We start from the raw sequence: 7574 nt of genomic DNA on the forward strand, positions 1-7574 counted from the left end.
GCCGCTTCTAATTTAAATTCAGCACTAAATAATCGTCTTGTTCGTTTTGTCATGATGTCACCTATTCATGTTAAGAGGTGATGATATCACCTCTGAGTAGGTGGCCAAATTTAATGTACCACTACAATCCAAACCAGCCATTTTTATTTATTTGCTACGTAGATAGGTATTTTTAACTAAACAGCCTGCAAGTTGCTCTGCCTTAATATGCTTAAACTTAAGTGGCTTATCCAGTTCACCAAATAGGGGAATTCCACCGCCTAAAATGGTTGGAATTGTGGTGATGATCAGCTCATCGATCATATCTTGCTGTAAGAAGCTTTGAATGGTTTTGCCACCATCAATATACAAAGTGGTTAACCCTTTTTGCTGCAGTTCTTCGACGATAGTCGGTAGCTCTCCATTGACCAAATAAATTTTATCTTCGTAACCTGCTGGTACTGTTTTCATTGTGTTGCTTAGTACATAAACAGGTTTTGAATAAGGCCACTCACAATCAAAACTCAATACCATGCCTACGGTATTTCTACCCATAATCAATGCATCCACACGATCCATAAATTCGGCAAAACCAAAGTCTGAACCGTCAGGATTTGGGACATCATGGAGCCAATCTAGCTGGTTATTCTTATCTGCGATGTAACCATCAAGGCTGGTGGCAATGTAGACGATATTTGGCATGATAACTCCATTTGTAGTGGGGGATTTATAAACAAGCGACATATTATCGTTTAACTGCCTCTGGTTTGTCATCTATTGGTGTTTTTGATGTAGAGCTAGGGTGAAATTTTGGTGTGGTTTGGTGTTTATTTGTCGCTACAGTGTTGGAGTATAGGGGGAGTGTGGCAGCTTAATTGTAAAAAGTAGTAGAAGATAAAAAACGCTAATAAGGTCATGGTGTTTGTGAGTCAAGTTGATTATAATTGTATGGCTTTTGAGGCATTATTTTGTGCTGAGGTAATAGTAATAATGGCAGAAACTAGTCTTATCGACTTAAAAGCTCTATCTGAACCTGCATGTAAGTTGATAGATGCTGTGAGTAACACTATCGGCGTTTTATATGAGCCAACAAGAATTCGTCGAAAGGCTAGAGCTGAATCTGATTCGCTCGTTATTATGGCGAGAGGAGAGTCTGATGCACTAGCGCTCAGGGCGGCTAGACGGATTTCAACGCAAGAGACGCGTCGACAAGAAAATATCGAGGGTATAGTCGATAAATCAATTAATTACCTTGATCACAATAATATTTCTGATGGTGTAACGATAGATGTGGATTGGTTGTCATTTTATTTTGATAAATGCCAAGATATTTCTATAGAAAATGTTCAAGAGCTTTGGGCTAAAATCCTTGCAGGAGAAGTTCTAGAGCCAGAAGCGTGCAGTAGATCTACATTGCTTATCCTACAATCTTTAAGCAACAATGATATAAAGTTGTTTAACCGTTATTGTCAGTTCCTTTTTCGGGTTAACGGTGAGTTATTACGTTTTAAATATTCATCTCTGAATAAGCATATCGAAAAAAGTGACATACAAGAGTCTGACATTCGTCACCTTCAAGATCTTGGTTTGGTACAGCCTCAACAACAATTTCATTTCACCAAGAATGAGCGTTATGTTATTGAATATAATGGTTATAAGTTTGCAATGACGTTAAAAGGTCATCGTGAAAATCGAACTGAGTTTTTAACTAAAGCTGGACGAGAGCTCTATCGCTTCATTGAAGTTAAACCATGTGCAAAATACTACGAAATATTATTCAGCAGATCACAACTTATGGCTCGAAGAGTAAAAGAATTGGTGTAAGTGTTTATAGCTAAAAATAGCTATTACTTGCCTAAGAGCCAACAAATCTAAATAGAGTTGGCTGTCTAACAAACTTCTGACCCTTTATGCGTTAGACCTTTTACTTATTCAAATCGTGTTAACGTGATTTTAGATTAGTTTTATTTACTGTATATATCAACAGTTATAATGAAACGTGGTGATTTTATCACTTTAGTTCTGTTTTTAATAAGAAATATTTCTTGTAAAAACAGATGTGAAATCATAACTAATTGAAAATTATAGAATTTAATATTTCAGTTTGTATTTAATAAGACTGATTAAATACATTTCTTACTTATCACATCCTCTCATTGAGCATCAGGCGTGAAAATTGTTATCAACTTCATGATATATAGATTATATCTATTATGATAAAGGTTTTTTATGCGTGTATTTTTGCGCGAAAGTAAGAATGCTTATTAATATACTGTTAACCGTCAAAGGAGATAAAATTGGCATCACCATTATCAGATTTAGATGAGCTAGTTATCAAATGTCGAGACAAACAAGCTCAGAACTACATTAAAGAAGCTGTATCCTGCTACAAAGCAGGAGCTTTTCGCTCTGCAATTGTATCTACATGGATAGCAGTTTCATTCGATATCATTGAGAAGTTAAAAGACCTAACACTACAGGGCGATAAAGAAGCTGAAATACACTTAAATGCGTTCGATGATGCAAGAACAAAAGGGGATATTAGTCGCTCACTCAAATTTGAGAGAGAAATTTTAGCGATATGTAGAGATAAGCTAGAGTTGATTTCACATGTTGAATTTATCGATCTAGACAGGCTTCAAGAAGATCGAAATCGATGTGCTCACCCTTCAATGACACATGATGGAGAACTTTTTTCTCCTTCTGCTGAACTAGCAAGAATTCATATTAGGTCTGCCGTTGAACATTTGCTTCAGTATCCACCCTCACAAGGTAAAGCTGCTTTAGAGTCGTTGATTTTACTGGTTGAATCAAGTTACTTTCCAAATGATATTGACAAGGCTGTCGTTGCTTTTGAAAACAGTCCATTTAGAAGGGCTAGGAAGAGTTTAGTCTCAAATTTCGCTACTGTAGTATTAAAAAAATACATTGGTGAACCTGAATATAAAAAGCGCTTGAGCTACTCTGTTGCGTTAAATGCAATTAATGAATTATATCGAGAAGAGTTTTCAGAAGTATTAGCAAGTAAGTTATCCAACTTGCTTAGGCGTTTGGAAGATAAAGAACTCTATAAAAGCCTTTATGTCTTCGAACAAATCCCAGAAAGCTGGGAGTTTATCGATGTAGATGTTCAACATAAAGTCGAAACATATATAGAAAACTTACCTAAAGAGCGTTTGGATTTTTGGGAATTTCTCTTGGTGCATGATAAATTATCAGTCCCAGCTCAGAAAAGGTTAAGTAAAGCTAATCGCTCTGAATTGGATGAGCCTTTGTTCTTTACGCCTCCCGAAGCATTCTTAGAAAGAGTAATCGAACTTTATGCTAGTTCGGGTAGCTTCGAACAAGCTAACACATTTGCGACAACAGTTATTCGATATGCAGGCGATTACTCTTATAGCCAAGTAAATAGGATTGTTCTTGGTTGTGGTAAAAATGACCAAATTGAATACAGTTTTGAAATAGGTAATGTAATTAATGCTCTTCGTCGGAACAAATTTGTAGATGATGAGCAAATCAATAACTGGTTAAAAGAAGCCAACTTACCCAAGTATGTCAGAGAAAAAGCGGTAGAAGAGGTCGCTGAAGAAGACGGTTAACAAATAAGGATATGTGTCGCGAAGCCGACACCTATCCGAAGTGTTGGACAAGCCCAAGCCGCCTTATATAAGTAAATATTGGAAATAGCATGAAGGGGGATGACAAAATGCAGTCGAGCGTTATCCTTGGCGTGCCCCAATAATTTTAATACTATGATTTATAATAAAATCCTCTTTAATTCTGAAGTGTGAAAGCCATTATCCTTATTATTGAACGTCGATTATCTGGGTCGAAATATTCCCCCTTAATTGCATGACATATTGGCAGCAAGGGCAAAAGAGTTGGGCTTTTATACGTACCGCTTTATTCGGTGAGGGCAACGTCAGTTGCCCGGCTAACATAGACATAAATTGGATTGCTTGAAGCAGCTTCTTTTCATGACCTCGCAACAAACCATACAATATCATCCACTGTGAGATTTAACCATTCACCTAGCCGTAACTCGAGGCTATATAAGGTCAGAAAAAACACTTGGTAACGCAGTTGTGAAGTGGCATTGATCAATAGGCTCACTTCGGTTGGAGTCAAAATGTCAGGTAAGGTTTTCACATGTGGTGGCTTTACAATATTCAGCCACTCCCAATCACGTTGAAGGACATGCTTAAAGAAAAACTGTAAGCCATTGCGATCAATTTTTACGGTACTCCATGAATGTGTTTTGATCAGTTGTGTAAAATACCGCTTCAGATTGTCGGTAGTTAACGTGTCTGGCGATTTATCCAGTTGATGGGTAATGCGACGTAGCGCACGACTATAAGCATCAATCGTAGCTGGACGTTTACCTTGCAAGGAGAGATGGGTAAGGTGTTGTTTATAAAGATAATATGAACGATGTTGCTGTGCTCTATTCATGGTAAATACTCCTTTGGATAGGTGTATTTACCATAGTTGAGCTTATGGGTTTTCACTCTTCCGCACAGTGGCTTCGTTCAACAAGCGCTTTAAGGCGGATTCGCAATGCGTGGCATTTTTACTTTGTGTCGGTTTTAGTGATTAAGGTGGTTTGCGGCGGCTTTGGTATTGCGTTGCTCATACCTTAACAGAGTGTTAAGCCTATTTTTAATTGAGGATGATTTTGAAAAAGTTAGTAAGTCGCTATTCCCTGCACATTTGTTTTTGCTTCGCCGGATTTTACATTTCAGCAGTATCTTTAGCGTATGCAGACGCAGAGTCGCATAGCTTTGTGTCGGTCCTAAATTCAATTGGTGTTTTTCTGGCATCCGCTGGTGCCGTTGCCGCATTACTTACTTTGTTTCATGTTGTTTACTCAAGAGTGGAAGACAAAGAAGAGCAAGAGGTCAACTATTTTAAATATTCGTTGTTTATTTTGGATCGACAAGCGATGTTTATATCGATGTATGAACATAGGATTGCACATTTTCAGAAGGTTGATGAAACACAAAGAGCCCTACAGCTTGAATCAATCAAATTTGACGACACACTCTGTAATGCTATTAGTATTGAAAGAAGTCTAGGCTTGCTTTCATCCCCTAATGCTGCGCTGTTATCGGAACTAGATCGTTGCCAAAGAGACTTTAAGATACTATCAAATACAATTGCGCAGAGAAATCAATTGTATATAAACGATTACCAAAGAAAAGTTCAGCATCACTTTTCACTAGGTATGGCTTTTAGCCAAGAAGAATTGGAAGAAATAGTTGGTAATTCTCTCTTACCCTCGCTAGTTGAGTTTACTAATGAGATATACCTACAATTGCCGAAGGTTAAAGGGCATATCGTTGATGTTCACAAGCAATTGTATACAGAGTTTAAGCGAAAGTACCCATATAGAAAGTTCGTCGAAAGTAAATAGGCTTAATAAACAGTTTAAGAGTGATTCGCACGCGTGGCATTTTACTATGCGTTGGTTTTAGTGTTTAAGGTGGTATGCGGTGGCATTAGTATTGCGTTGCTCACACCTTAACAGGGCGTTATATGGCAGGAGCCTATGAACAATAAAACGTATCAATATGAAAGAATCGAAATTCCAAATAGCAGTGTACTCGATTCGGCTGAACAGTTTTACGACGGTGCTGAGTTTTTGAGGCAGTTACCACCAATGTCAGGTGTTTTACTTCCTATGATTACCAATGCTGCACTCGCTATTGAACTGTATATTAAATCACTGTGTGTTCGTTCAATTATTAAAGATTATAAAAACTTTGGAAACGGTGTGTATGGTGGGAGAGTTACTGAAGAGCCTTTAACAAAAGGTCATTATTTAAGCTCATTACTACTTATTATTGGCAGTGAAGTTATAGATAACATTGAATCTTTACATGCTGATGGAGTAATACAATATTCATTCTCCGAGCTGGTAGAACTCGTCAAGCCTTACGATAAGTTGTTTGTGGAAGCGCGTTACGCTTATGAAAATGATGCTCTTTCAAATTTGGATATTACAGGTCTATTTCATTGTTTAACGACACTTCGTTTTACAATTCAAAAGATAACTAGAATTGAGCGAGTTTTGGCATAACCATATAATAAGGCGTTAGCAATACAAATCACCAACGCCTAAACTAAACGAGTTTTGTCATGTAAAGGCTAGAAAATATTGAACTTTAAAGAGGTGAAGTAGTGGCTGTTAAAGTTATTGACGAAAAAGAAGACGCTAGGCTTATTGAGTTGACTGATAGTGAAAAAATTAAGCTGCAGGCAGATGGTGAGTTGACAATCAAGGTTGTTAGTATCACTCATGAAAGATTCTTGGACAGTTTGATTTTCGTCTCATAGATGATGGGTTTAATGAGTTCTATAAATTGACTCACATGTTTCATCTAAGATGAACCAGATTATACGGGGAGAGGTATCGGTGAGGCCTGTATTCGCTATTGTTTAGATTACTCAGGTTTACTTATTTTCTGCGGTCAGGCTGTTGGTGAACAAGCTGATGATGGTAGTCACCTAACCGGTAATGGCGAGGGCTTTGCGATGAGAATGATTGAGAAAAAACTTATATCAGGGCAAGTATAGTTGCATAGCTAGCAGGCAATTTAAGAGTGATTCAGTACGCTTGGCATTTTGGGTGTCATCGTTGGGTTTGTGTTTACGGTGGTATGCGGGAGCTTCTGTATAACGTTGCTCACACCTTAACAGGGCGTACCAGCCTAAATAAGCAATTTGCCTAACACGTTTTGTCCACAAATGAGTTAGCTATTCGGTTAGCTCATTTGTGATCACCAAGCAACGCTACCACACCTAAATGTATCAAATACGTTCAAATCTAAGCATTATCCTCACCCAAATATCATCTGGCGATTGCGCATTTTATGAGGTTATAAAGAGTGGTATTAACAAGAAAAGAGTAGGCGAAAGGTATTGCAGAAAAGAGTAAATTTTATAGGGTCTAACCGCAATTAGACCCTATGCAAATAATCAAAAACGATTACTTGTAGAATGCTTCTACTTTACCTTTTAGGGTAACTAGAATTGGCTGACCACGACGGTCTAGAGCTTTAGGTGATGGGATTTTGATCCAACCTTCGCTCACGCAGTATTCTTCAACGTCAAAACGCTCTTTGTCGTTAAAGATAATGCCGATTTCGTGCTCGAAACACTCAGCAACGTGGTGTGGGCTACGTGGGTTACCAGATAGGTGATCAGGTAGTTCTGGACGTGCTTGATTGTCGTTCATGATTGTGACCTGTATTTAATAAAAAGCGCGCTATTGTAGTCAATATCAGCCTTAGGCTCAAGGTATAGTGACATAAAGATTGTGGATTTTAGAATCAATTTAATACGCTGATTTTATTGAATTTATAACTTTTCGTTAAGATTATGTTTACTCATCTATCAAGACCAAGCTTAGACACTTAAATTAACTAAAACCAAGCTTACTATACAATTACATGTCGGGATGACATCATTAAGAGTTTGTTTTTCGTTATCATAAATTCCTCTATCAAAGTAGAGAATAGTGATATTTGTATTTTCTTACCTAAATATCATAACAGCTTAGATTTATATAAAATGAAAATACATTTCTCTAAGAG

Annotated in this window: 7 protein-coding genes and 2 pseudogenes; 5 read left to right on the forward strand and 4 right to left on the reverse strand. The window is 37.5% G+C overall.

Features of this window, described 5'->3' with window-relative positions:
- Nucleotides 1-147: 147 nt before the first annotated feature.
- Nucleotides 148-681 carry a dihydrofolate reductase family protein gene (locus CTN07_RS21720; protein ID WP_005299789.1) on the reverse strand — a complete coding sequence of 178 codons (534 nt, stop codon included), beginning with the start codon at nucleotides 679-681 and terminating at the stop codon, nucleotides 148-150.
- A gap of 222 nt (nucleotides 682-903) precedes the next feature.
- Between CTN07_RS21720 and CTN07_RS21725 the strand changes: the two genes are divergently transcribed.
- Both CTN07_RS21725 and CTN07_RS21730 read left to right on the forward strand, forming a co-directional pair.
- Complete coding sequence (locus CTN07_RS21725) at nucleotides 904-1803, forward strand: DUF2806 domain-containing protein (RefSeq protein ID WP_198137217.1); 900 nt, start codon at nucleotides 904-906, stop codon at nucleotides 1801-1803.
- A gap of 473 nt (nucleotides 1804-2276) precedes the next feature.
- Nucleotides 2277-3578 carry a hypothetical protein gene (locus CTN07_RS21730; RefSeq protein WP_005299786.1) on the forward strand — a complete coding sequence of 434 codons (1302 nt, stop codon included), beginning with the start codon at nucleotides 2277-2279 and terminating at the stop codon, nucleotides 3576-3578.
- 221 nt (nucleotides 3579-3799) lie between these two features.
- Here CTN07_RS21730 and CTN07_RS23410 read toward each other — a convergent pair.
- Together CTN07_RS23410 and CTN07_RS21740 are read right to left on the reverse strand one after the other, a co-directional pair.
- Nucleotides 3800-3977, reverse strand: a pseudogene (locus tag CTN07_RS23410) (IS91 family transposase); the annotation flags it as partial.
- A gap of 1 nt (nucleotide 3978) precedes the next feature.
- A pseudogene (locus CTN07_RS21740) lies at nucleotides 3979-4431 on the reverse strand (site-specific integrase); the annotation flags it as partial.
- A 217-nt stretch (nucleotides 4432-4648) separates the two neighbouring features.
- Between CTN07_RS21740 and CTN07_RS21750 the strand changes: the two are divergent.
- From CTN07_RS21750 to CTN07_RS22900, 3 genes are all read left to right on the forward strand, one after another.
- Nucleotides 4649-5392 carry a hypothetical protein gene (locus tag CTN07_RS21750; protein ID WP_085999120.1) on the forward strand — a complete coding sequence of 248 codons (744 nt, stop codon included), beginning with the start codon at nucleotides 4649-4651 and terminating at the stop codon, nucleotides 5390-5392.
- Nucleotides 5393-5527: 135 nt separating this feature from the next.
- The gene (locus CTN07_RS21760) at nucleotides 5528-6058 is read left to right on the forward strand and encodes a hypothetical protein (RefSeq protein WP_036764019.1); all 531 of its coding nucleotides are present in this window, start codon (nucleotides 5528-5530) and stop codon (nucleotides 6056-6058) included.
- A gap of 101 nt (nucleotides 6059-6159) precedes the next feature.
- Nucleotides 6160-6315, forward strand: a complete 156-nt coding sequence (locus CTN07_RS22900; protein WP_157132363.1) for a hypothetical protein — start codon at nucleotides 6160-6162, stop codon at nucleotides 6313-6315.
- A 652-nt stretch (nucleotides 6316-6967) separates the two neighbouring features.
- Here the strand turns inward: CTN07_RS22900 and CTN07_RS21770 are convergent.
- Nucleotides 6968-7216, reverse strand: a complete 249-nt coding sequence (locus tag CTN07_RS21770) for a DUF3297 family protein (RefSeq protein ID WP_005299783.1) — start codon at nucleotides 7214-7216, stop codon at nucleotides 6968-6970.
- Nucleotides 7217-7574 lie beyond the last annotated feature (358 nt).

This window comes from Photobacterium damselae (genome assembly GCF_003026815.1).
Classification (GTDB): Bacteria; Pseudomonadota; Gammaproteobacteria; order Enterobacterales; family Vibrionaceae; genus Photobacterium; species Photobacterium damselae.